This window comes from Paenibacillus urinalis, assembly GCF_028747985.1.
Classification (GTDB): domain Bacteria; phylum Bacillota; class Bacilli; order Paenibacillales; family Paenibacillaceae; genus Paenibacillus; species Paenibacillus urinalis.
This window is the reverse complement of the sequence record NZ_CP118108.1, coordinates 2,939,942-2,963,344: the sequence shown is the minus strand read 5'-3', so window position 1 is coordinate 2,963,344 and position 23,403 is coordinate 2,939,942. Positions and strand designations below refer to the sequence as shown.

Sequence of the window (23,403 nt, the reverse complement as noted above, 5' to 3'; positions counted from 1 at the left end):
CATGCGAAGCTGAATACAGAACAAGGGCTGGAGATAGGTCAGAACCTGTTCCGGCCCTTGTTTCTATAGAATTACGGTTCAATGCCCCAGCTAAGCTGATTGTTCAAATATCCAGTAACTTGATTGCTATTTACATATTGTGTGCTGGTCGCATTAAAGGAGTAGTCGTTCGATTGCGTGTAATTGGACCAGTTGTTTTTAGAGAAGCGTGTTTGAACTTCTGCACTCTGACCGGGGCTTAATGTTCCAGCCGCACTAGAGAAACTAATCTCCAAGTAATGATCAGCCCCGGAAACCGGAGTCGTCAGTTTAACGAAAGCACTGCTCACATTAGCACTTCCTACGCTGGACCAATCAGACCAGAAGCTCTGCCCTTGTTCCCCGTCAATGGTGTAGTAATACCGAATCTTGACATCACTCAATGAAATGTCGGAAGTCCCCGAGTTAACTACTTTGAATTTAGGCGAGATTCCGTTGGTAGATGTACTTGTGTTGCCATTATAAGCTTGAATCGTGATGGCCCCGTCAGGGGAGGGAACGGTTACGCCGCTGTCAGCAATATTCACGGTAAGGATGGCTTGACCACCTCCGCTGAATTGGAAGTTGATCGTACTCTGGCCAAGCGGCAGAGTGGACAGATAGGATTTGTTCAAAACGACAGAAGAGCCTGTCACCGTATAATCCTGACCGGATATAAGCGCATAACTGCTATTATTAATACTGATGAGCTGTAGTCCATTCAAGGAAAGAGCAATTGTAATGTTTTGCTGAAGATTGGCTGCTTTATCGAATGTGGTATTTACGGGTGAGATTGACGCAGCACTCGGTGTTGAATTGACGACCTTAACTTTAAGTGTAGGATCTTGACCTTGACTGAAATCAAATGTGAAGGTATGTTCGCCAACTTGCATCTGTGACAAGAATTCTTTTTTGAGTACAAGTGTGTTACCGCTTAAGGTATAGTCCTGGCTCGGGGTGAGTGCCTGAGTGCCCATACGGATCGCAGTTAACGTATGGCTGTTTGAATTTAGGATGATGGTTTGGTCACTCTGATTAGGTGTATACTTGTCGAATTCAATGTTGGAGGGTGATAGGGATGCATTTGGAGTTGGATTATTGGATTGCAGATTCGGAAGCTCATCTAACGTAATGACATAATCACTTTGATATAGAGTTGTCAGTGTGGCAGGATAGTTGAAGGCAGAACTCATCAGATGCTCACCATACCATGGACAGAAGTAGAGCCAGCCGGATTTTTCCTCAACTAAATTCTGTAAGCTCGGAACGGTATCATTCTCGGTCATGGCCACCATCTTTGTTCCATTCGTCAGATCAACCAGCTTATAGAAAATTGAAGTAATGGCGTCCTCGTTCGGAACGCCGGACAATCCGTCATCGCGATTGTAGACCGTATTGTATTTATCGTAGCCTACAAGATCGACCTGATCATCTCCTGGATACCATGCGGGAGATGTACTGTACACATAGCTGTTATAAGTCCAGATCAAGTTGTGCAAGTCGTACGTTTCAGTTAGTTCGGTATAGAGCAGATCCCATAGATCTTTGTATACTTCTGCACCTGCTGAAGCCCACCAGAACCATGCACCTTCTCCATTCAAGCCTCCGTTTCCTTCGGCCTCATGATAAGGACGGAATAGAACGGGTACATTGTTATCCTGCAAGATTAGCAGCTGCTCCGCCAGATCCTCAATCGTCATCATGACGTATTGATACTCTTTCGTACCAGGTATGACCGCATTTGCTGTATTGAAATTGGTTTCGGATGGCTTATAGGTGGCATCCTTCCAATCTACAGCCTGCCCAAGCTGATAGGTCGTGAAATTCTTGGGTACATTGATATGCCAAGCGGCTGTCGCAATACCGCCTCGATTGTTTACCCAGTCGATCATCCGATCAGTCGTGCCGTCTTCCCAGCCGTACAGTGGATTATAGTTCATAAAGTCAAAGCCGCGAATGGCTGGATACTTGCCCGTTAGATCATGGATCCATTCAAATTCGAGCTCATAATCGCCGTCATTACCGCCTCCATAGATCTCCTGCTGACCCGAGATAATATGGTTACCATACACTTCAGTTAAGTAATTCATAAGAAGCTGAGTCTCAGGTGTCGCTTGAGTATCTGTGAGGACAGGCTGTACATCCAGGGGATCAAGATCAGCATGATCTACAGTGAAGGAATCGAAATATGCAAATCCCCAGCCGGCCTTCAGTTGAATCGTATTGCTGCCTTGATTTAGTTTGAAAAATCCATAATTGTAATCGGACCAAGTAGTCGCATAGGGCAGCATAAAAGTTGATTTTGTAACCCCATTTACCGCGAGTGATTGTTGCCTGCCGTCAGGACTTACCTCCTGCATATACCGTGATGAAACTTCATACATGCCTGTTTCTGGGACAGTCACGTTGAAGGTAATCGTCCCGGAACCCTGCATCCAGACAAATCCATCTCCTGTGTATCCAGGCTTAGGCTGGCCGTAGATTTCCGTGACCACTTGAAGATCAGAACTGAGCTGAGCATCTTCACTTTCGATAGTCAAGAGTGGGGCGTCGTCTGCTTGAGCAGGGACTGTTACTAACCCTACGAGCAGAGCGAATACCATCAGTATTGCGCTTGACTTTTTGAACAATTGTACCATTAACATCTTCCCTCCATATAAAATATGATGAAGAATGGATACTCTGCTCGGTCATGGTTGCGCTTTCAAAGTAAAGATAACATGATTGCCATTAATTGTAAATATTCTGATTTTGTTATTTTGAGAAACTCAAATTCGCCTATCTATATCAAGTGTACTGCATTCGACTTCATTCCCCTAAAATAAGCGAGTATTGAATCTCAGAGTCGGTTAATACATATTATGGAATCTCAATAAACGATTGAAAGGAGAGCTGACAAATGAAAAAGGAGCATCGCTATTGGATTACGGTTCCACTCTTCGTTCTGGTAATTGTAATTTCTGCTTGTTCAGGGGAAACAGAGCATGTGACGAAAACGGCAACTGGAGAAAGTGAAAATCAATCCTCTGTGCCTCCTTCATCTGAGCAGGAATCTCCCGAAGAGAAGACGCGGGAAGAGACCAAGAGCTTTGAGATGTTGACGTCTGAAGGAAATCAGTTATTTGAAGGACGCTTGCAGTACGGCGAGGGATTTAGTATGTATGTCTTTGAGAAGTTTACATTTGATGCAGATACCGGCCGATTGTCTTTGACTAGCAATCCAGATTACTACGTGGATATTAAACCTTTACCAGCCGATTATAATTTAGAGCAGCTTGAAGCTGCCGCCAAGGAGGACTTGAGTGAAGCAGGAGAAGTGTCTGATTATAGTGGTGAGTTAGTCGAACATCCCCTTGGGTTCGCTGAGCTTTACCTTCAAGCTTCCGGAGTGGAAGGCATCAGCGATTATATGGTATGGACAACAGAACAAGGGGATGCTTTTGAATTCCGCCTTCATAATCCGAAGAGTGAGGAGGCTTCCGATTTCGCAGGACCCGTTCTTGTTTCCCTGTCGACTGTGCAAAAAAATAAGTAGTTCATTTCGTTCAGAGTCGCATTCTTCGTGCGGCTTTTTTTATGCGCTTGGCGATTCAGAAGCTGTAACTACGCATAAGCCCAGACCAGATGATGAACGCATTCATACATTAAATGGTATCTGCCTAATAGAACTTTTATATAAAGGAGCAGGATCATGGATGAGTTCAAAAGTTAAGCTCACAGGGCGAGTCATTTTTAAGGGAGACCCTGGTTACGAAGCTGCTCGTAAGAATTGGGACCCGCATACAGATCGATTTCCTAAGGTGTTCGTTTTTGCACAAAAAACACAGGATGTGGCCAATGCCATCCGATGGGCTCGTCAAAATCATGTTCCATTGCGCGCCAGAAGTGGAAGACACGCCCTGGAAGGGAATCTTTCACAGATCAATGGCGGCATTGTCATCGATGTAAGTGAGATGAAGAAGATTACTTTGGATAAAAAGAGCGGAACGGTCATCGTTGAGACAGGTAATCAGGTAGGAAGAATTGTGGATACGCTCGCGCGGCAAGGGTTTATGGCTCCATTCGGTGATAGCCCAACAGTGGGAATTGGAGGTATAACGCCAGGAGGGGGGATTGGACCGCTGCAACGGACAACAGGCCTCATCTGCGACAATCTCATCGGACTTGAAATGGTTGACGCGAAGGGGAGAGTCATTCGAGCAAATCACAAACAAAATTCGGATTTATTGTGGGCTTCCCGTGGCGGTGGCGGCGGCAACTTCGGCATCTATACCCAATATAAATTTAAAGTCCTGCCTGCTCCAGCCAAAGCTACCGTATTTAGCATCACGTGGCCTTGGGAGCAATTTGAGGAAGTCGTAAGGAAATGGCAGGTATGGGCTCCTAACGCCAGCAACAAATTAGGCAGCGAGTTAAGTGTCGGTCCTAAAAAAGGCGGTAATGTCAGCATGTTAGGAATCTACCTCGGCTCAAAGGTCAAGGCGCTTCACCAGCTGAAACCTATTCTCAGCGTGGGCACGCCGACTCAAAAAGTAATTCGTTACCTGCCTTACACGGAAGCTACGAAATTCATGCTTGCCCCCGATCCGGTGCTTACTCAAAGATATAGCAATCAGTTTTCAAGTGGTTTTGGGAAACAGCCATTTCCCGATAAAGCCTATAAAGTGATGCGCGAATTTCTGGAGAAAGCTGAGGGAGGGACTCCGGCAGGCTTCTTTTTCCTAAACTGGGGCGGAGCCGTAAGCAGAGTAGCTCCACAAGCAACGGCGTTCTACTGGCGACAAGCTAAATACTATGTGGAATGGAATAGTTCGTGGGTTAAACCATCCCATGCAGCCCGAAATATTGCCTTGGCCCGGAACACAAGGAAGAAATTAAAGCCTTATATTGTAGGTTCCTACATCAATGTTCCTGACCAAGGGATTAAATGTCCAGGGCCCGTCTATTACGGGAAGAACTATGCTAGGTTGAAGAAAATCAAAGCGAAATACGATCCGAAAAATGTATTCAACAATCCGCAAAGTATTCCTCCAGCATAAAATACAGAGCCGTTGATTCCATTCTATCAGCGGCTTCATTGATTATGCCATAGTAGTGTTTAACCTTAGGGCTGGAGCAGCCAGCGGTGTGCCTCAGGAAATAACTTACTCCAAGTCGATTCGTGATGTGTTCCTTCGGGAACGGCATCGAATCGAACCCGGTCCTCCGGAACCCCTGCGGCAATCAGCGTCTGACGGGCAAGCTCAACATGCTCGTACGCGGTCTTATTAAATTCGGGATTGTCAGTTTCTTGTCCTCCAATGCTAAGATAGACCCGCAGAGCGGGTGATAACACTGAGCTCTGGATCAATTGCATAATCGCGCCGTTATCGTGCCACATAACAAAGGAAATCCCGCCTACACGGCCAAATTGTTCTGGATAGCGAATGGCCGTATAAAGTGCGATATAGGCACCAAAAGAGCTCCCGGCAATCGTTGTATGCTCTGGTTCTGGGCGTGTACGAAAGTGTTTATCGATATAAGGCTTGAGCGTTTCTGCCAGGAAAGCAGTGTACGCCTCACCTTTGCCGCCGAAGCCATACTCGTCGTTGACTGTAAAATTGTATTCATTATTACGTTCCTTGCCCCCATGGTCAACGGCGACCACGATCGCTTCTAAAGAAGGATTCTCAAGTCCCATCTGCGAAAGGGTCTCATCTACACCCCATTCGGTGCCCCAGGATGTTGCTTGATCAAATACATTCTGTCCATCTTGCATATAAATGACCGGATATCTCTGTTCTCCAATGTTATAGCTGCCAGGCAGATATATCCAGATTCTGCGCTCGATTTGCAGCTGAATTATTGGAAATGCATTGAATATTCGGACATCCCCCGTTATAGTATGCGTTCCCTCGTCAGTAAGAACATCTCTCCAAGGTATAGGATCACCAATCTTCATCCTCATTCTCCTAGTACTCATATTTACTAGAATCTTATCGTGCGCTACTAATGAATGCAATACAGTATGAATTTTAGATCGTTTATTGACAATGTTAAGAAGTAGTTATAGTATCTAATTAATTGAAAATTCGATCGAGGAAGCACCTCGCACTTACTTTGTTAAGTGTGGGGTGCTTTTTTTTTGCAATGAAATCAGACAGCGTCATCTAACGCGATGAACCTGGGTTCGTACAAACATATATTGAGGTGGTTGAACTAAATGTTACTTAAAATATGGAGAACGAAAATATTCTGTATGCTGCTGCTCACATTATTTGCCGCAACGGCTTCTGCTGCAGATTTTAATTTGTCGATGAACATCACAGACAAGAAGGCTAAGACATTAGCGGGTGGCTTTCATGCGCAGGTGCAACCAGGGTCTAAGCAAACATTTACAGTTACTGTCACGAATCACAGCAAAGATCGTCAGTCCGAATTTTATCTATATCCTGCGGATGCTGTTCCCAAATTAAATGGAGGTAAGGATTTTACTAATTATGGAGAAGAATTAACAGGGCCAGGTAAATGGATAAAGACAAAGCCCTTAAGGGTAACCCTTCCGCCTTTAGAATCTCAGAATTACTCTTTTGACGTTGAATTTCCTGAGCACTTGAGCTACGGCCAATATATTTCTTATATTGCACTACAAGAATACCCGGAGGCTGTGACAGCAGATACGCAACAACAAGAAGTGAATTTTCATACGGAAGCATTAACCAAAATCGGAATACAGATCATTGCTGATTATAACCCGGGTCAAGCACGTACCCAATTTTCATTTTCTGATTTTAAATATGAATACTTACATAACGGCTTATTAAGCGTATCTCCATATATTAATAATGAAGGGACTATACTCGGTAAGCCTGAAATTGAGATTCAAGTGGTTGATACCGACACGAATACAAGCCTCTATAAGAACAAACTGAGTATGGAATCTGTCTATGGAGGCACAGAGGCGGAATCAAAATTTATATTACAAGGGCTTCACCTTGAACAAGGGGGTTATAAAGCGGTATTAACAGGACAGTGGAAGGATGAAGTATTTACGAAGGAATTTGAATTTGTTCTAAACCGGGCGGAAGCTGCTAAATCTAAGCAATCTCTTGCTGATAAACATCTGGCAAAGGTGCTGCCCCAGAATAATAATGGAGGGATTTCCTCCCTAATGATCTGGTGTTTGCTTGCTATCATCTTCTTGTTACTGAGCCTGCTTATACGGATGAGATTCAAGAAGAACGATGAAAGGAGGGATTAAGGTGTAACATCCGAGGGAAGTACAGAAGCAACGAAACACTAAAGGAGAGATTATAAAATGTCAATCATGAAGAAGTTAGAGACAGCTCTACTCGGCTTAGTATTCATCATGTCAGTTCCACTGACAGCCGCAGCTGAAGAGCTAGATGTACAAAATCCGGAGAGTCAGTTTAGCTTAACCGGAGGTCAGCTCACATTCTCGGCAGATCCAATTATTTTTGCTCCCAAGGAAATCAACAACAAGGACTGGAAGGGAGCAACGGTAACCAGCAACATTCTTCTCACAGACAATACAGGCCGAGGGGACGGATGGACCATTACTCTAGCTGCATCAGATTTTGTAAGCCAGGCGCTTACGGATCCCACATCCGGAGGAAATGGGACATATACACTGTCCTATCCTGCCTCAAATGTTGAAGTTAGATCCGGACAGATTTATGTGAATACGGGGCAGCAAGTAGATACTACGTATGGCCCCTTATCCAAGAGCTTCTATCTATCATCTACACCACAAACCATTTTCAGTGCTGATCCAGGTTACGGTATGGGAGATTATCAAGTTAGTCCAACTTTTTGGATAAATACGCCAAAAACCGTTACCGTCAGTGAGCTTCATGGCACAGGATCTTCTTATGCGATCGGGGATACGGTGGGAGCAGTGGCAACTACATATACAAGTATGTTAACGTACACACTGGCAAGCGGAATTTAATGAACAGAACTTAGTCAAAGCTTGAACGAAAAGAAAAAGATGCCTGCAGAAGCAGGTGTCTTTTTTAGCAAAAGAGCATTTTAAGATTGCTGCTGAATTGCCTGCCTTCATATACATCCAGAGACCGATTTATAATTGGAGCTGTATGGTATACTCACAGAAAATGAGTACTGCACTTGCTTTCTATAACGGTGATGAGGGAAGGGAATATGTGCGATAAGACATGAATGGATAAACATGATTGAATCTTAGATTTTAACAGGTTCAGCAGTTGTATACTTTGTTTCATACAAAAAAGAGAATGATTCCGGAAGAATTCGGAGTCATTCTCTTTATTTTTGCAGGAATATTACATATTAATTTTGGATGCGGCATGCGATGAAGTGCACCTCCAAGCAGTGTAATTCGGTTTGTCCCGGCAGAGTACCGGCTAGAGCCAATCCTGCTTGAAATCCTCAATATAATGCCTGACAGTTGTAGGATTCTTTCCTGTTACCTTCATATAATCATGCTTAATTCCTTTTGCAAGTCCGAGCTTCGTAGGCATATGAATTCCAGCAACCACATTTACGAATGGTTCGTCTATACCTGATTGTGTCATATACTGCTTGAATTCTTTGATTGATGGGTTCGTATATTCAATTTTTACGCCAAGCACTTCCGTCATTATGACTGCTACCTCATAAAAATCGAGTGCTTCATTGCCTGTGATGATATAGATTTGATTTCTATGCTTAGCTTCCTCCATTAACGATAGAGCTGAGACTTCTGCAAGATCTCTTGTGTCCACAAAGCTGGTTTTTCCGTTTCCTGCCGGCACAAAAATGTGGTGTCTTTCTTTAATTTCCTTACAGAGAAAATCACTTAAATTTTGCATGAAATAGCCGGCACGAACGAAAGTATAAGGTATTTTACTGCTTTTGATCCGCTTTTCCATCTTGTAATGATGAATGAATGGCATAAACTGAACGTCTTTTAGCGATAGGTTTGTAATGTGTTTGATCCCTTTTTCCTTCGCCTTCTCGAGAAAGACATCGAACTCAAGTTGTTGACCAGGCGGATACATTAAAAAAATCCGGTCAACCCCTTTGAGCGCTCCATCAAAGGTGCTTATCTCTGAGAAATCAAGACGCACGAATTCATAATCATCTCCATATTTGGCCTTCACCTGTTCAACATTTCGCACCGCACATACGTTCGGAATATTTCTATTCTTCAATTCATTAGCAACCCAGAAGCCAACCTTTCCGTTAAAGCCAGTTACTAATACCTTCATCTGATATCCTCCTTGCTATAGCTCTCCGTTATGTCAGCATATCTGAATTCGGTGCATATTCATCCTGTCCCTAACCACAATTTCGCTCCAATAATGTTCCAAGCTGTTCTGCTAATACTTCATGGGATACAGGTCTTTCATTGCTAAACCACCACTCAACCACGCCTACATAGGAAGATGCTACAAATTGCACAACAAGATCTTTATTCAAGCCCTCGTTTTTCCCTTTAGTGGTATCCACTTCGTCCTTGAATTCTTCAATCAAGAACTCCAAAAACCGATGCCGGAAGAAAGGTGCTCCTTTACTTGCGAGCATCATGGAGAAGAAGGAATAATTGCTCTCCAGGTATTCCGTCCATATTAAGGACCCTTCTACAAAATCCATATCCGCAGCGGCCTCGCATCTGTCGCGAAGCTCATTAATATGGGTTTCTATCAGTTTATCTAACAGATCATATTTATCCATATAATGTAGATATATTGTACCTCTGCTAACATTAGCTCGATCAGAGAGGTCCTGGATTGTAATATCATCAAACGGTTTCTCCCTCATAAGCTCAATGACCGCAGATTTTAACGCTTCCTGTGTTTTAATAATTCTTCTATCGATTTTGCTCATTTCGTTATATTCACCAGACTTTCTCTTTGCATTCGTTTTAGCTCCGTTTGAAGCAGATAATTAACAATATCGATAAATCTATTCATTAATATACAAACTCTTACATAATGACAATTGCTGTGTAATAAGAATTCATTATAATTATAGACATGAGTTCAATAAAATAAAAGTGTTAATTAAGTAAATCAAACTTTTAAGCTGAACACTTTTTTAAAGAAGGAGATGTTTAAGACATGTGTAATAGCCATGAATCTTTTAATACACGGGTACTGAGCGTTCCGGCGGCAAAAGCGCCATTTGAACAAACCACAATCGAGCGGAGAGCATTACGTCCTGATGATGTATTAATTGATATTAAGTATTGCGGTATCTGTCATTCTGATATTCACAATGCGCATGATGATTTTGGTAGTGGAGTATTCCCAATGGTTCCTGGACATGAGATTGCAGGTGTGGTTGCGGCAGTAGGCAGTGAAGTTACGACATTTGCTGTAGGCGATCGCGTTGGTGTGGGCTGTTTTGTTGACTCTTGTGGTGAATGTGTATTCTGTCAAAGAGGAGAAGAACAGTTCTGTCAGAAAGGTGTTACCATCGTGTTTAACTCGATTGGCTATGATGGAGAGCTGACCTATGGAGGATACAGCCAAAAAATCGTTGTGAAGGACAAGTTTGTTGTACGTATTCCGGATCGCATGGAACTGGATGTTGCCAGCCCGCTGCTATGTGCTGGGATTACCACCTACTCGCCTTTGAAGCACTGGAACGCGGGGCCAGGCAAGAAGGTTGCTGTGATTGGCATGGGCGGCCTCGGTCACCTTGCTGTTCAGTTTGCCCATAAGATGGGTGCAGAGGTAACGGTTCTAAGTCATAGCGAGAAGAAGAGGGAGGAAGCTCTCAAATTTGGCGCTGAGCGTTATTTTGTGAGCAGCAATCCTGATGCATTTAAAGAGCTGGCAGGTCAATTTGATCTGATTCTTAATACGGTTTCTGCCAATATTGACGTTGATGCTTATCTGTCCATTCTAAATGTTGATGGAACGCTTGTTAATCTTGGCTTGCCGAACAAGCCGGATCAGTATAATGTGTTCTCCTTGTTTGCTGGAAGACGGAGTATTACTGCATCCAATGTTGGCGGTATTAAAGAAACACAGGAGATGCTCGATTTCTCTGCTCAAAATGACATTGCTCCCATGATCGAAGTCATTCGTGCAGACCAAGTGGACGAGGCGTTCGGACGGGTTCTGAACAGCGATGTGCGTTACCGTTTTGTCATTGATATGGCTACACTATAAAGCTTCAATAATCTCAAGAGCCAATCATGGATTGGCTCTTGTTCACAGCTTGCCACGTAAGCGTCAAGTTAAGTGAACAATAGATGTTGTTTTGTTCATTATTGTACGATGCGAGGATAATTGACTATTAACTTTTGTGCTGAGACAGCATAATCGATACCGCGTGCGGTTAATTTATGACAGATTGTATTTTAGATAAATAGGCTGGTTTAGAGGAAGGTGCGGATCATGAAAAAAATATTAATATTAGGTGCGAATGGACAGGTTGCTCGTCAAGCCATAGATCTGTTCCTCACCGAAACAGATGCTCAGCTGACGTTGTATCTTCGGAATTCGAGCAGGCTGCAGATCTCAGATGCCAATAGACAACGTGTGATTGAGGGTGATGTCAATGATATGAGCCGATTGAAAGAAGCGATGGCTGAGCAAGATGTGGTCTTCGCAAATTTGGGGGATCCCGGTATCGTACAGATGACCCGAAACATGATCAAGGCGATGAACGAAATGCAGGTGAAAAGGGGGATCTTCATTAATATACTGGGCATCTACGACGAAGTACCAGGCAAGTTCGGAGAATGGAATAAGCGAATGGTTGGCAGTGGTATACATGCCTGGAGGGAAGCAGCGAGTTTAATAGAAGAATCTGATCTGGACTATACCATTCTAAGATGTACCTGGTTCACTAACAAGGATGAAGTAGATTATGAACTGACTGAAAAAGGCGAACCTTTGACAGGCACTGAAATATCACGGAAAAGTATCGCTTCTGTGGTTGTCCGTTTGGCTGAAACGGAGAACTGGGGAGTACGCCAAAGTCTAGGAATAAGCAAACCTAATTCGGCTGGTGATAAACCGGCATTTTACTAGAAACCGCAGAGGATGAATCAGAAAGTGGGGAAGCGATGATGAGTAGACGTACATGGCTAATAACTGGAGTTAGCAGCGGTTTTGGTTATGAAATGACCAGACTGCTGCTAGAGAAAGGTGAGAAGGTCATAGGAACGGTGCGTAATAAAGATAAGGTTAGACAGCTGATAGAGCAATATCCGGATCACTTTATTTGCGAGTTCCTCGATGTTACGGATGTGCCTGCTATTCGCAGGTTAATTGACAATTCTTATAAAAAGCTCGGCCGTATTGATGTCATCGTGAGTAATGCAGGTTATGGACTCTTTGGAGCTGCCGAGGAATTAACTGACGAACAAGTGGAGCATATTATTGCGACAAATCTGACAGGCTCTATTCAGTTGATCCGATCTGCTCTTCCTCATCTGCGCAATCAGGGAGGAGGCCGTATTATACAGCTTTCAAGTTATGGGGGTCAGGTAGCCTTTCCAGGCAACTCCATGTACCATGCCACCAAGTTTGGCATCGAGGGCTTTTGTGAATCGGTTGCTCAGGAAGCAGCATCTTTTAACATCGGAATCACACTGGTAGAGCCTGGTGGGGCTCGAACAGAGTTCCGTTATGGCAGCGCCCAGGTGGCGAAGCTTATGCCGGAGTATGACGGTAATCCGGCACACGGTTTTCTTGGAATGCTGGACCCTTCTAACGGATTGGCCCCTGGAGACCCGGTTCGCATGGCTGAACGAATCATAGAAAGTGTTGATCAAGAGCCCGCTCCTATGCGGATGATCCTCGGGTCTCAAGCACTGAAGGTTACTCTATCGACACTGAAGACACGAGTGGAGGAATTGGAAGGACAGGCTGCGCTGGCCGCTTCCACAGACTTTCCTCCGGGAGAGTAATGGCTGCTTAAATCATCTACAAAACTTTAAGTAGAAGGGAGAAATCGAGATGGAGAATGATTACTTAAGCAACAGCACTATTTTTCCGCGTGGGGAAAAGGTGCAGGCGAACTTTACAGGCGATGCTTACCTTGAAATGGTGTTTACAGATCCGGCGCCTCTGAATACCACGATCGGCAATGTAACTTTTGCACCTGGCGCACGAAATAACTGGCATTCCCACAAGGTTGGTCAGGTGCTGTTAGTAACCGGGGGCAAAGGCTGGTATCAGGAAGAGGGCAAGCCTGCCAGACCGCTTACAACGGGGGATGTCGTTAATATTCCTCCTGACGTGAAGCATTGGCACGGCGCAGCTAGGGACAGCTGGTTTGTTCATCTCGCCATGACACCGGGAGAAACCGAATGGTTTGATTCCGTCGATGCGGATGGGTACGACCAATTGGAAGGATAGATTTATGGATAGGCAATAACGCAATTCTATATACATTATAGCGAATGGAGGCTTTAGATATGGAATACATCAAATTCGGAAATACGGGGATGGACGTGTCACGTATTTGTCTTGGCTGCATGAGCTTTGGTGAGGTACTGCCTGGAGGACATCAATGGGTGCTGAATGAGGAGCAGAGCCGTCCGATCATCAAGAGAGCACTCGAGCTTGGCATTAATTTTTTTGATACAGCGAATATATACGCATCCGGTACCAGTGAAGAGATCGTTGGACGAGCGCTGAAGGATTATGCCAATCGAGATGAGATCGTCCTTGCTACGAAGGTATGGGGACGCATGCATCAGGGACCGAATGGCGCTGGTCTTTCGAGAAAATCTATCATGAGCGAAATCGACAACAGCTTAAAAAGATTAGGAACAGATTACGTGGACCTCTACATCATTCACCGCTGGGACTACAATACGCCGATTGAAGAAACGATGGAAGCGATGCATGATGTGGTGAAATCAGGGAAGGCCCGTTATATTGGAGCTTCTGCGATGTATGCCTGGCAGTTCCAAAAAGCGCAGCATATCGCGGAGAAGCAGGGCTGGACAAGGTTTGTTTCCATGCAAAATCATCTTAATCTCATATACCGTGAAGAAGAAAGAGAAATGATGCCGCTTTGTAATGACCAGAAAATAGCAGTGACTCCTTACAGCCCGCTGGCGTCGGGACGTTTGATTCGGGATTGGTCTGAATCCACCCATCGCTCCGAAACAGATGTCATTCAAAAATCAAAATATGATGCGACAGCTGATGTAGATCGGTTGATTGTGGAACGAGTGGCATCGGTCGCTGATCAGCATGGAGTTCCGCGCAGTCACATTGCACTTGCTTGGCTGCTGCAGAAGGAATCGGTAACAGCTCCAATCGTCGGTGTTACCAAAATGGCACAGCTGGAGGAGGCGGCTGCAGCTGTGTCTGTCAAGTTAACAGCAGAAGAAATCTCTTTCCTTGAAGAGCCCTATGTTCCGCATCCTGTAGTAGGGGCACAATAATACCATTTGTAAATATTAGCGAGGAGGAAATGGTTATGAAATATGTGACTTTAAATAATGGTGTTCAGATGCCCATATTAGGTTATGGTGTGTACCAAATCCCTGATCAGGAAGAGTGCGAGAAGTGTGTGCTGGATGCTATAGAAGTAGGTTATCGTTCGATTGATACAGCACAGGCATACCGGAATGAAGAAGCTGTAGGCCGTGCAATAAAGAAAAGCGGAATTCCTCGGGAGGAATTCTTTGTGACTACTAAAGTATGGATTTCCAACGCGGGGTACGAAAAAGCAAAAGCTTCCATAGAAGATTCGATGCGAAAGATGCAGCTGGATTATCTTGATTTAGTACTCATCCACCAGCCCTTCAATGATTATTATGGGACTTATCGTGCGATGGAGGAGTTATACAAAGCCAACAAAATCAGAGCGATTGGTGTCAGCAATTTTTATCCGGACAGATATATCGATCTGGTGCAGTTTAGCGAAGTGGTTCCGGCCATTAACCAGGTGGAGACCCATGTCTTCAATCAGCAGGTCAAGGCTCAGGAAATTATGAAAAAATACAACACCCAGATTGAATCCTGGGGCCCTTTTGCAGAAGGGAAGAATAACTTCTTTACAAACCCTACACTTCAAGAAATCGGAACGAAGCATAACAAATCCGCAGCTCAAGTCGCATTACGGTTCTTGATTCAGAGAGATGTGGTTGTTATTCCAAAAACCGTAAACAAAGATAGAATGGAACAAAATTTGGATGTATTTGATTTTGAACTGAGCTCAAGCGATATGGCGAAAATAGCGGAACTGGATACGGGCGAAAGCTTGTTTTTCTCCCACTATGATCCAGATACCGTTGAATATCTAACTGATTACGGTAAGAAAGGTTTGGAATAAGTAGCGAAGCCGAGTATGATCATAGAAGCGAATATCGACCCGTAGAAGGAGCTTTGAAGAAAAGCGGCCCGTTCTTCGGGTCTTTTTAATATTCCGTAGGAAGCTGCTGTAAACTTGATGTGTCGAATCATGTTTCGCTTCTGAATCGATATTGCCTTGGTGAGACGCCAATGAACTTCTTGAATTGTCTCATAAAATGGGTATCGTTCTCGTAACCACAGGAATGGGCAATGTGAGTTACTGACCACTGGCTGTGATCTAATAGATACTTCGCATGCTCCAGCCTGGCATTGATGATATCGGTCATGACAGAGCATCCGAATAGCTCCTTATAGATGTGCTGGAAATAAGATTTACTCAAATTCAAGCTCAGTGCGAGATCCTGCACAGATCTATATTTCTGGGGACTGCGGTACAGTTCGCTTCGAAGCTCAGTGAATCGGATGTAATAATGGTGGAGCTGGTGTGGAGCAGTTCGTTCCCGCAGGTCTGTCAGTTTCATGAAAAAAGATCGAAGATCACTATCAATAATTCGCTCACGCAGACGGCCGTCAAGTCGATGCCGGTTCGTAAGCTCCATGATGCTTCGGGATATCAGCATTGGATCAGAGGCATCAACCGGAGTGTCCACAGGAAAATGGATATCCAGCAGGAATTCCTGAATGCCATCGCCGTTACAATGAAACCAGTCATTAATAAACGGGCTTTCAAGCTCGCGATAATAATGGGGGGTATGGGGTTGAAAGAGGATAAACGTATTCTTCTCTACCGTCAGGGTGTCGTCATGCAGCTTCACTTCCGCTCTACTATTAAAAAATACAAAAATGTAGTTTTCCGAACCGTTGGGTCTGTTCCGTATAATACCTTCACGGTGTATAGTATGGAACCCACAGGATAACAGCTTAATCATTCGTTTGCACTCCTAAGCACGATAGGTCAGTTTTTGATGATTATAGTTTATTGAATGGCCAGAGGCAACCTTCTATACTCTTTTAGGAAGCATGGATTTAAAAAAGGAGGCCACAGCGATGTCGGTCGATCGAAAGTATTGGGTGGATACCCTGGTTCGCATTGTTCATCCTGTACTGCATTCATTATCAGAACGTCGGCTGAAGTTGGATATGCCTGTTGAAGCAAGGGCTCGTGATCGATCCGATTACACTTATCTAGAAGCACTCGGGCGCACACTTGCGGGGATTTCACCTTGGCTTGAGCACGGCCCGCGTACAGGAGAAGAAGGAGAAATTCGGGCGAAGATGGCCGATATGGCAAGGCGTGCCATAGATATGGCTACAGATCCTGAATCACCAGACTTTATGAATTTTGCGATAGGCGGACAGCCCGTCGTTGATGCTGCCTTTCTTGCGAACGCGGTTCTCCGTGCTCCTAATGAGCTGTATACGTTGTTAGATGAAAAAGTGAAGCGGAATTTGATCTCCGCACTGCAAGCAACTCGCATTATACGTCCTGTATTCAGTAATTGGCTGCTGTTCAGTGCCATAATTGAAACCGCTTTATTCCGAATGGGAGTCGAGGATTGGGATCGGATGCGTGTGGATTATGCACTGAGGCAGCATGAGCAGTGGTATATGGGCGATGGAGCTTATGGGGATGGACCTGCATTTCACTGGGATTATTACAATAGCTTTGTTATTCAACCCATGCTAGTTGACATATTAAATGAAGTTGGAGATCAATATGGAGATTGGGCGGAGCTTCGAGCCAAAGTGTTAACGAGAGCTGAACGTTATGCCGCTATATTGGAACGGTTCATTTCCCCAGAAGGCACATTCCCGCCTATTGGACGATCACTTGCTTACCGCTTTGGCGCATTTCAGCATTTATCGTTAATGTCCTTAAGAGAGGAGCTTCCGAAAGAGCTGGAACCTGCTCAAGTTCGCTGTGCGCTTACAGCGGTCATCAAGCGGCAGATACAGATGCCTGGAACTTTCGATGATGCCGGCTGGCTTCGAATCGGATTTGCTGGACATCAACCAGATATCGGAGAAGCCTACATTTCGACAGGCAGTTTATATTTGTGCACGACTGTATTTTTGCCGCTCGGACTGTCACCTGACGCTGCTTTTTGGCAAGGACAGGCCGATTGGACGTCACTTAAGGCCTGGTCAGGCGGGAACGTATATTTGGACAAAGCCATATTAGGATAACCATAGAGTTCTTGAGAGGAGCATGTAATATGACAGTTCAACCGGATTGGGTGCAAGAAGCTTGGGATCAAACGGTAACAAAAGTGAAGCGAATTCATCATCGAATTGGAGACCGCTTTCCACATGCAAGTGTGAACGGAGAATATCAGCTGGAGCGGGCCTCGTGGTGGACCGCCGGCTTCTGGCCAGGCATACTGTGGCTTGTTTATCGTGATACCAAAGACGACGCACTCAAGGAAACGGCAGAATCCTGCGAACGGCAGCTTGATTCATTACTTACGGATGCCCATCAGGTAGATCACGATATCGGATTCATGTGGACTTTAACAAGCGGGGCCAGGTATAAGCTTCTAGGAGAAGAGGACTCGAAACGGAGAGCGCTGCTTGCCGCTAACCTTCTAGCTGCGAGGTTCAACGTACAGGGAAATTACATTCGAGCGTGGAATGGAGAGAATAACGCAGGCTGGGCCATTATTGACTGCTTGATGAATTTACCCCTGTTACACTGGGCATCCCGGTCGACGGGTGATCCAAGGTATAAACATGTTGCTATTAAGCACGCAGATACGGTATTGAAGCATTTTTATCGTCCTGATGGCTCGGTTGCTCATATTGTCGTATTCGACCCGGAAACAGGAGAGAAGCGGGAAGTGATGGGAGGACAAGGGTACGCACCAGAATCAGCATGGTCTCGTGGAACAGCGTGGGCGATATATGGAATGAGTCTAAGCTACCACTATACAGGTAAACAGGAGTATCTGGATGCAGCTAAACAAACCGCGTATTTCTTTATGGCTAATCTACCGGAGGATCATGTTCCGTATTGGGATTTCCGTTCACCCGAAGGAGTGCCTTCGATTCGAGATTCCTCAGCCAGTGCCTGTGCCGCCTGTGGACTCCTGCTTATCGCAGATCAGGTAAACGGACTGGAGGCGGAGATGTACCGCAAATGTGCAGAACGAATCCTCTACTCCTTGTATACCCAATACGGAGCATGGGAATCGGAGACAGAGGAAGGGCTTATCTTACACGGAACGAGTCATTACCCTGGGAAGAGTAATATTGATGTCCCATTGATCTACGGGGACTATTACTTTACAGAAGGCATATCGCTGTTAATGGGGCAACAAGATAGGTTCTGGTAAGATCTATGTACATAAATAAATATTTCGACCTGTAGCATTTTTTGTACGATCAGCCGCCAATAGGCGGCTTTTTTTCTATATTTATTTAAGAAGCGACTCCGCTCCATCAATATAAATCTCGGTTCCGGTAATATGTGAGGATAAGTCGGAAGCGAGGAAAGTCACTAATTCTGCAATCTGCTCAGGTTGACCCGGTCCATGCTCCAGAGGCTGATCACCTTCAGGATACTGGACGGGGATCTCAATGTCCTTGATATCCGTGGAGCTGTGTATGGAATCTCCAATATGGGTTTTAATCGCCCCTGGGCATATTGCGTTCACGCGAATTTTGTACTGTGCCAGCTCGAGCGCAGCCATCTTCATGAGTGCAATTTGTCCCGCTTTAGACGTGCTGTAAGCCGTATAGCCAGGCTGAGAGAAAATACGGTTACCGCTAACTGAGCTTGTAATAATAATGCTGCCTCCATGCTCTTTCATGAAGGGAATGGCATGCTTAAGCGACAGGAACGTTCCTCTTAAATTGGTATGGATTGTACGGTCCCAATCCTCCTCATTCATTGTTTCAATAGGAGCCATTTCTCCGGCGATCCCCGCGTTGGCAAACACAATATCAAGTCCTCCCCAATGTTCGCTTGCCGTGCGAATTCCCTGCTTGATGTCATAAGTCGAATTGATATCGCACTTGAGAGCTATAGCTTCACCCCCGGATTCCTCAATATGTGCCTTCACGTTGTTCACATGATCCAGATCAAGATCTAACAGACATACCTTCACGCCTTCGTCCGCGAGCTGCAGAGCTGCTGCACGACCTATACCAGAGCCGGCGCCAGTAATTACCGCAATTTTACCCTTTAGGTTAGGTTGCCTTAACATAGGATTGATCCTTTCATTTTTTCGATTTTTTCAAGTATTTTAAACCAGTCATTGATAGATTAAACCCGGAACCGTTTGATTTTTTAGAAAAGAGAGTGTAATATGTAATATACTTTGATTAGAGTACTTTTATTAAACTACTCATAAGAGAGTATTTTTTCACTTGAAAGGAAGAAGATGAGCAAATGAAGTTTAAGTCGTTTTTAAAAACAAGAGGAGCGATTGCTGCCATTTTTATGGGGATTTTTTACGCGGTTGCGATGCTGGGAATATTTCTCCCTGGATATACTGCAATTCCGAACAACATCGATAAACTCCCGGTAGCGATCGTAAATGAAGATGCGGGAGAGTATGGAGGAACGATTGCTGAGCAGCTACAAGAGAATTTGCCATTTGAAGAGATTTCAACGAATTTAACAAATGCAGAGGCTTTAGCTCAGTTAGAAGATAATGATCTGGCACTGGTGATTCATATTCCGGAGACGTTCTCACAGGATTTGCAGAGCGGGGATGTGTCATCCAGCATTGACTTTACAACAAATGCGGCAGGAGCGACCGTCGTCTCCTCGTCCATGACATCCATTGTCAGTGAAATCAACAATCAATTAAGTACTCAGTTTTCAACCCAAACCGCACAAAATATATTAATGACGTTAAATGTTCCGGAGGATCAAGCGGCTGCAATGGCCGAGAAGATCGAAACGACCTATGTCGGAAACTCCGTAACCATTAACGAAATTCCTGCAGGAATGCATAACAATATGCTGCCGATGTTTTTGACAATGGCAGGTTATGTTGGGGCAATGATCGGAGCTATGCAGCTGGTCGGCTCCTATAAGGCTAATCGGGGAACAACAAGCAAGTGGCGTTTATTCCTGTATGTTCAGATTACCGCTTTACTTATTGCAACAGTATCGTCTGTGGCAGCACTTGGCATTTCGTATGCTGTAAACAATTACGGAGCAGACACATTCTTCACACTGTGGGGTCACCAAATCCTGAACTATATGGTATGCTTCAACTTCACGGCGATCTTGATCTTCCTGGTAGGTGAAGGGGGCATGATACTTAATATGCCGATTCTACTCCTTCAAACGATTGCTAATGGAGCAACCATCCCGCGGGATATGATGTATCTGCCTTATGAATGGATGAGTTATATTTCACCGATGTACTATGCTGTACAGGCAAACTTTGAACTACTGTTCACAGATAACAGCTCCGCGTATCATCACTGGATGATGGCCGCTGTAGGTGGAGGAGCTCTGCTCATTAACATGCTGATTGTGGCGTTCCTGCATAAGTCTAAGGCAGTAGATGAACCGGTACAAGATTCAATAACGGAAGAAATGGTACAGCCAAATGTGAAAAAAGCTTTGAAATGACTGTTTAAGATCTGCTACAATAAGGAGAATGATGCTGAAGGAGCTAATGCATGGAAGTTCAAATTTATATTCTAAGCAAGCTGATGGAAGGCAATAATTATCCTTACCTCTTGAAGAAGCAACTGTCGGAGCCGATTCCATTTGATGAATTTACAGGCTTAACCGAAAGCAAGCTGTATTATCACTTTGAAGTGTTGGCGAAGCAAGGCTTGATTGAAGTCGTGGAAGTGGTTCGTGAAGAGCACCGGCCAGATAAACAGGTGTTTGCCATTACATCCAAGGGCCGGGAGGAGCTCCCCAAGAAAATCTACAAGTTGTTCGAAAATGCGGTTCATGTGGGTGGAATGACAATTGGCATTGCTAATTTGCAGTACGTCGATCGGGACAAAGTTGTTGCTATTTTGGAGAAAAAGCTGCAAAAATATCAAGATCGCTGGGAGCAAATTTCTCATTTTGAGCAGTATTTAGAAGTAGATGAACATAAAAAAAGATTTGTGGATTTCATGACCAGCTATTCATCAAGCAAGACGAAGCATACCACCGATTGGCTCGAACAATTAATTTCCCTTATTAAAGATGGAGCAGTATAGTCATCCAACGGACTTACAGTATTGAATATGAAGATAAAATAAGCTTCTAATGCCTAGCTTAGGTATTAGAAGCTTATTTGTTTGTTAATGCTTGCTTAAATGATACTGTTTGCGATATTTGCATATCCGTTCAATCCAGTACTACAATATACCAGTTTCAATCATCGAAGCCTTGTGGGGTCGGTTGGTAGAATAATAAATGAGAAATATAAAGGAAATGCTACAATTCTTAACAAGCAAATGTTAAAGATCGTTGATAGATATCACCTTAGATCTTCTATTAAGATGTAATTTGTAAGGAGATGAAAGATATGATTGATATGAATATTCGTACTTTTCGCAAAAAGCTTAAATTAAGCCAGGAACAATTGGCAGAGAAGGTAAATGTGTCACGACAGACGGTAGCAAAATGGGAGAATGGAGAAGCCGTGCCCGATATATATAAAGGCAAATTGCTTTCTGAGATTTTTCAAGTCACACTGGATCAGCTCTCTCGCAGTATGAGCGAAGAAGAGGTGGACCAGGTTGCTCCTAGGGGGAAGCATTTTTTTGGTGTGGTAAAAGTAGGAGAACGAGGACAGATTGTGATTCCCAAGCAGGCACGAGAAATGTATCAAATTCATGCAGGTGATAAGCTGGTGGTGTTGGGAGAAGACGCAACGAGAGGTATTGCTGTTTTGAAAAGTGACGGTTTCCTGCAATTTGCAGATATGATTAGGACATCCGAAATCATGGAGGAGGGAATAGAATGAGTAAAATTATCTTTTTCTCGATACCCGCTCATGGTCATACCAACCCGACTCTTCCCGTTGTTAGAGAATTAGTCAATCGAGGACACGAGGTATGGTACTATTCGTTTCTCGAATTTCAAGAGAAGATTCAAGCCGCTGGTGCTTCATTTATAGCCTGTGATGAATATTTGCCCAAGCTGTCACCCGAAGAACTGGATCGCAAGGCCGGTAAAGATTTTGCAGCATTGATTGAAATGGTTGCCGATACGACCATAGCTTTAGATGCGAAGGTATGCAAGGAATTACAGGAGTATCAGCCCGATTGTATAGTATCGGATTCTTTAAGTTTTTGGGGGAAGCTCTTTGCCAAAAAATTAAACATTCCCTATATATGCTCGACAACTACTTTTGCGTTTAATCAACATACAGCCAGGCTGATGAAGCGGAGCTTCTGGGAACTATTGAGGATGGTCTTAGGTATGCCCCGAATCAATAAAAAAATGAAGATGCTTAGGGATCACGGCTATGATGTGAGAAGTTTTATATCCATTGTTCAAAACGATAATGATACTAACACAATTGTATACACGTCGAAGGAATTTCAACCGATGGCGAATACCTTTTCTGAACGGTATGCCTTTGTTGGTCCTTCCATTAGAACGTTGTCACCACAGGAGAACAATATAAAGGATAGACAAGTAATCTATATTTCCCTCGGCACCGTTCTTAATAAAAATCGTGAGTTCTATAATAATTGCATCAACGCATTTGCACAATCCAATTATACGGTTGTAATGTCCGTGGGTGAGAAGACAGAGATTAAATCACTCGGTATAATTCCTAATAATTTCGTTGTAAGGAACACGGTCGATCAGATCTCTGTATTGCAAACTGCAGATGCGTTCATTACACATAGCGGTATGAACAGTGTGAGTGAAAGCTTGTATTTCGGTGTTCCCATGGTGTTATTTCCACAACACAGCGAACAAAAAATGGTTGCCAATCGGGTAGCTGAACTGGGAGCGGGCGTATTGCTGAAAGGGAAGAAGCGAGCAGATCTGGCGGCATCAGTAACCGAGGTGCTGACAAATTTGAAATATGAGGAAAACGCGAAGAAGCTATCAAAATCCTTACGGAATGCAGGAGGAGCGGTTGAAGCGGCGAATGTTATTCTGGAGCAGGCCCAGTCAGCTTATTGATATTTTGTAGGGAAGGGAGTATGA

Annotated in this window: 22 protein-coding genes; 16 read left to right on the top strand and 6 right to left on the bottom strand. The window is 44.2% G+C overall.

Going from position 1 to position 23,403, the window contains the following annotated elements:
- Window positions 1-71 precede the first annotated feature (71 nt).
- A complete protein-coding gene (locus PUW25_RS13685) occupies window positions 72-2,657 on the bottom strand; it encodes a glycosyl hydrolase (RefSeq protein ID WP_274337201.1) in 2,586 nt (861 codons plus the stop codon).
- 260 nt (window positions 2,658-2,917) lie between these two features.
- Between PUW25_RS13685 and PUW25_RS13680 the strand changes: the two genes are divergently transcribed.
- Together PUW25_RS13680 and PUW25_RS13675 are read left to right on the top strand one after the other, a co-directional pair.
- Window positions 2,918-3,553 carry a hypothetical protein gene (locus PUW25_RS13680; RefSeq protein ID WP_047911949.1) on the top strand — a complete coding sequence of 212 codons (636 nt, stop codon included), beginning with the start codon at window positions 2,918-2,920 and terminating at the stop codon, window positions 3,551-3,553.
- A 160-nt stretch (window positions 3,554-3,713) separates the two neighbouring features.
- Window positions 3,714-5,057: an FAD-binding oxidoreductase gene (locus PUW25_RS13675; RefSeq protein WP_047911948.1), complete on the top strand. Its 1,344-nt coding sequence runs from the start codon at window positions 3,714-3,716 to the stop codon at window positions 5,055-5,057.
- 65 nt (window positions 5,058-5,122) lie between these two features.
- Here the strand turns inward: PUW25_RS13675 and PUW25_RS13670 are convergent, their stop codons facing one another.
- A complete protein-coding gene (locus PUW25_RS13670) occupies window positions 5,123-5,959 on the bottom strand; it encodes an alpha/beta hydrolase (protein ID WP_047911947.1) in 837 nt (278 codons plus the stop codon).
- Between the two features lie 297 nt (window positions 5,960-6,256).
- On the opposite strand from PUW25_RS13670, the gene PUW25_RS13665 reads away from it, so the two are divergent.
- Window positions 6,257-7,258 (top strand): WxL protein peptidoglycan domain-containing protein, encoded by a 1,002-nt coding sequence (locus tag PUW25_RS13665; protein WP_193746036.1) that lies wholly within the window; start codon window positions 6,257-6,259, stop codon window positions 7,256-7,258.
- Between the two features lie 57 nt (window positions 7,259-7,315).
- On the top strand, window positions 7,316-7,969 hold the full coding sequence (locus tag PUW25_RS13660; RefSeq protein ID WP_047911945.1) for a hypothetical protein: 654 nt from the start codon (window positions 7,316-7,318) through the stop codon (window positions 7,967-7,969).
- Between the two features lie 430 nt (window positions 7,970-8,399).
- On the opposite strand, the gene PUW25_RS13655 is transcribed toward PUW25_RS13660, so the two are convergent.
- Entirely contained in the window at window positions 8,400-9,245 is an 846-nt protein-coding gene (locus tag PUW25_RS13655; RefSeq protein ID WP_274337200.1) for an SDR family oxidoreductase, read from the bottom strand.
- A gap of 70 nt (window positions 9,246-9,315) precedes the next feature.
- Window positions 9,316-9,864: a TetR/AcrR family transcriptional regulator gene (locus PUW25_RS13650; protein ID WP_047911943.1), complete on the bottom strand. Its 549-nt coding sequence runs from the start codon at window positions 9,862-9,864 to the stop codon at window positions 9,316-9,318.
- 233 nt (window positions 9,865-10,097) lie between these two features.
- On the opposite strand from PUW25_RS13650, the gene PUW25_RS13645 reads away from it, so the two are divergent.
- The 6 genes from PUW25_RS13645 to PUW25_RS13620 all read left to right on the top strand — a co-directional run bounded on the left by PUW25_RS13645 (window position 10,098) and on the right by PUW25_RS13620 (window position 15,288).
- Window positions 10,098-11,156 (top strand): NAD(P)-dependent alcohol dehydrogenase, encoded by a 1,059-nt coding sequence (locus tag PUW25_RS13645; protein WP_047911942.1) that lies wholly within the window; start codon window positions 10,098-10,100, stop codon window positions 11,154-11,156.
- Window positions 11,157-11,384: 228 nt separating this feature from the next.
- Window positions 11,385-12,023 (top strand): SDR family oxidoreductase, encoded by a 639-nt coding sequence (locus PUW25_RS13640; protein ID WP_047911941.1) that lies wholly within the window; start codon window positions 11,385-11,387, stop codon window positions 12,021-12,023.
- Window positions 12,024-12,058: 35 nt separating this feature from the next.
- Entirely contained in the window at window positions 12,059-12,904 is an 846-nt protein-coding gene (locus tag PUW25_RS13635) for an SDR family oxidoreductase (RefSeq protein WP_238546374.1), read from the top strand.
- Between the two features lie 49 nt (window positions 12,905-12,953).
- Window positions 12,954-13,355: a cupin domain-containing protein gene (locus PUW25_RS13630; RefSeq protein ID WP_047911940.1), complete on the top strand. Its 402-nt coding sequence runs from the start codon at window positions 12,954-12,956 to the stop codon at window positions 13,353-13,355.
- A gap of 59 nt (window positions 13,356-13,414) precedes the next feature.
- The gene (locus PUW25_RS13625; protein ID WP_047911939.1) at window positions 13,415-14,395 is read left to right on the top strand and encodes an aldo/keto reductase; all 981 of its coding nucleotides are present in this window, start codon (window positions 13,415-13,417) and stop codon (window positions 14,393-14,395) included.
- 35 nt (window positions 14,396-14,430) lie between these two features.
- Window positions 14,431-15,288, top strand: a complete 858-nt coding sequence (locus PUW25_RS13620) for an aldo/keto reductase (RefSeq protein WP_047911938.1) — start codon at window positions 14,431-14,433, stop codon at window positions 15,286-15,288.
- A gap of 127 nt (window positions 15,289-15,415) precedes the next feature.
- Here the strand turns inward: PUW25_RS13620 and PUW25_RS13615 are convergent, their stop codons facing one another.
- Complete coding sequence (locus tag PUW25_RS13615) at window positions 15,416-16,198, bottom strand: helix-turn-helix domain-containing protein (protein ID WP_047911937.1); 783 nt, start codon at window positions 16,196-16,198, stop codon at window positions 15,416-15,418.
- 118 nt (window positions 16,199-16,316) lie between these two features.
- Between PUW25_RS13615 and PUW25_RS13610 the strand changes: the two genes are divergently transcribed.
- Both PUW25_RS13610 and PUW25_RS13605 read left to right on the top strand, forming a co-directional pair.
- Entirely contained in the window at window positions 16,317-17,456 is a 1,140-nt protein-coding gene (locus PUW25_RS13610; RefSeq protein ID WP_047911936.1) for a DUF2264 domain-containing protein, read from the top strand.
- A 29-nt stretch (window positions 17,457-17,485) separates the two neighbouring features.
- Window positions 17,486-18,601, top strand: coding sequence for a glycoside hydrolase family 88 protein (locus tag PUW25_RS13605; protein ID WP_047911935.1), 1,116 nt, complete (start codon window positions 17,486-17,488; stop codon window positions 18,599-18,601).
- Between the two features lie 81 nt (window positions 18,602-18,682).
- On the opposite strand, the gene PUW25_RS13600 is transcribed toward PUW25_RS13605, so the two are convergent.
- Window positions 18,683-19,474: an SDR family oxidoreductase gene (locus tag PUW25_RS13600; RefSeq protein WP_047911934.1), complete on the bottom strand. Its 792-nt coding sequence runs from the start codon at window positions 19,472-19,474 to the stop codon at window positions 18,683-18,685.
- Window positions 19,475-19,659: 185 nt separating this feature from the next.
- Between PUW25_RS13600 and PUW25_RS13595 the strand changes: the two genes are divergently transcribed.
- The 4 genes from PUW25_RS13595 to PUW25_RS13580 all read left to right on the top strand — a co-directional run bounded on the left by PUW25_RS13595 (window position 19,660) and on the right by PUW25_RS13580 (window position 23,379).
- On the top strand, window positions 19,660-20,859 hold the full coding sequence (locus PUW25_RS13595; protein ID WP_047911933.1) for a YhgE/Pip domain-containing protein: 1,200 nt from the start codon (window positions 19,660-19,662) through the stop codon (window positions 20,857-20,859).
- Window positions 20,860-20,909: 50 nt separating this feature from the next.
- The gene (locus tag PUW25_RS13590) at window positions 20,910-21,449 is read left to right on the top strand and encodes a PadR family transcriptional regulator (RefSeq protein ID WP_047911932.1); all 540 of its coding nucleotides are present in this window, start codon (window positions 20,910-20,912) and stop codon (window positions 21,447-21,449) included.
- Window positions 21,450-21,760: 311 nt separating this feature from the next.
- Window positions 21,761-22,201, top strand: coding sequence for a helix-turn-helix transcriptional regulator (locus tag PUW25_RS13585; protein ID WP_205053060.1), 441 nt, complete (start codon window positions 21,761-21,763; stop codon window positions 22,199-22,201).
- Window positions 22,198-23,379 carry a macrolide family glycosyltransferase gene (locus PUW25_RS13580; RefSeq protein ID WP_274337197.1) on the top strand — a complete coding sequence of 394 codons (1,182 nt, stop codon included), beginning with the start codon at window positions 22,198-22,200 and terminating at the stop codon, window positions 23,377-23,379. Before PUW25_RS13585 ends, PUW25_RS13580 begins: the two co-directional genes overlap by 4 nt.
- The last annotated feature ends 24 nt before the right edge of the window (window positions 23,380-23,403 follow it).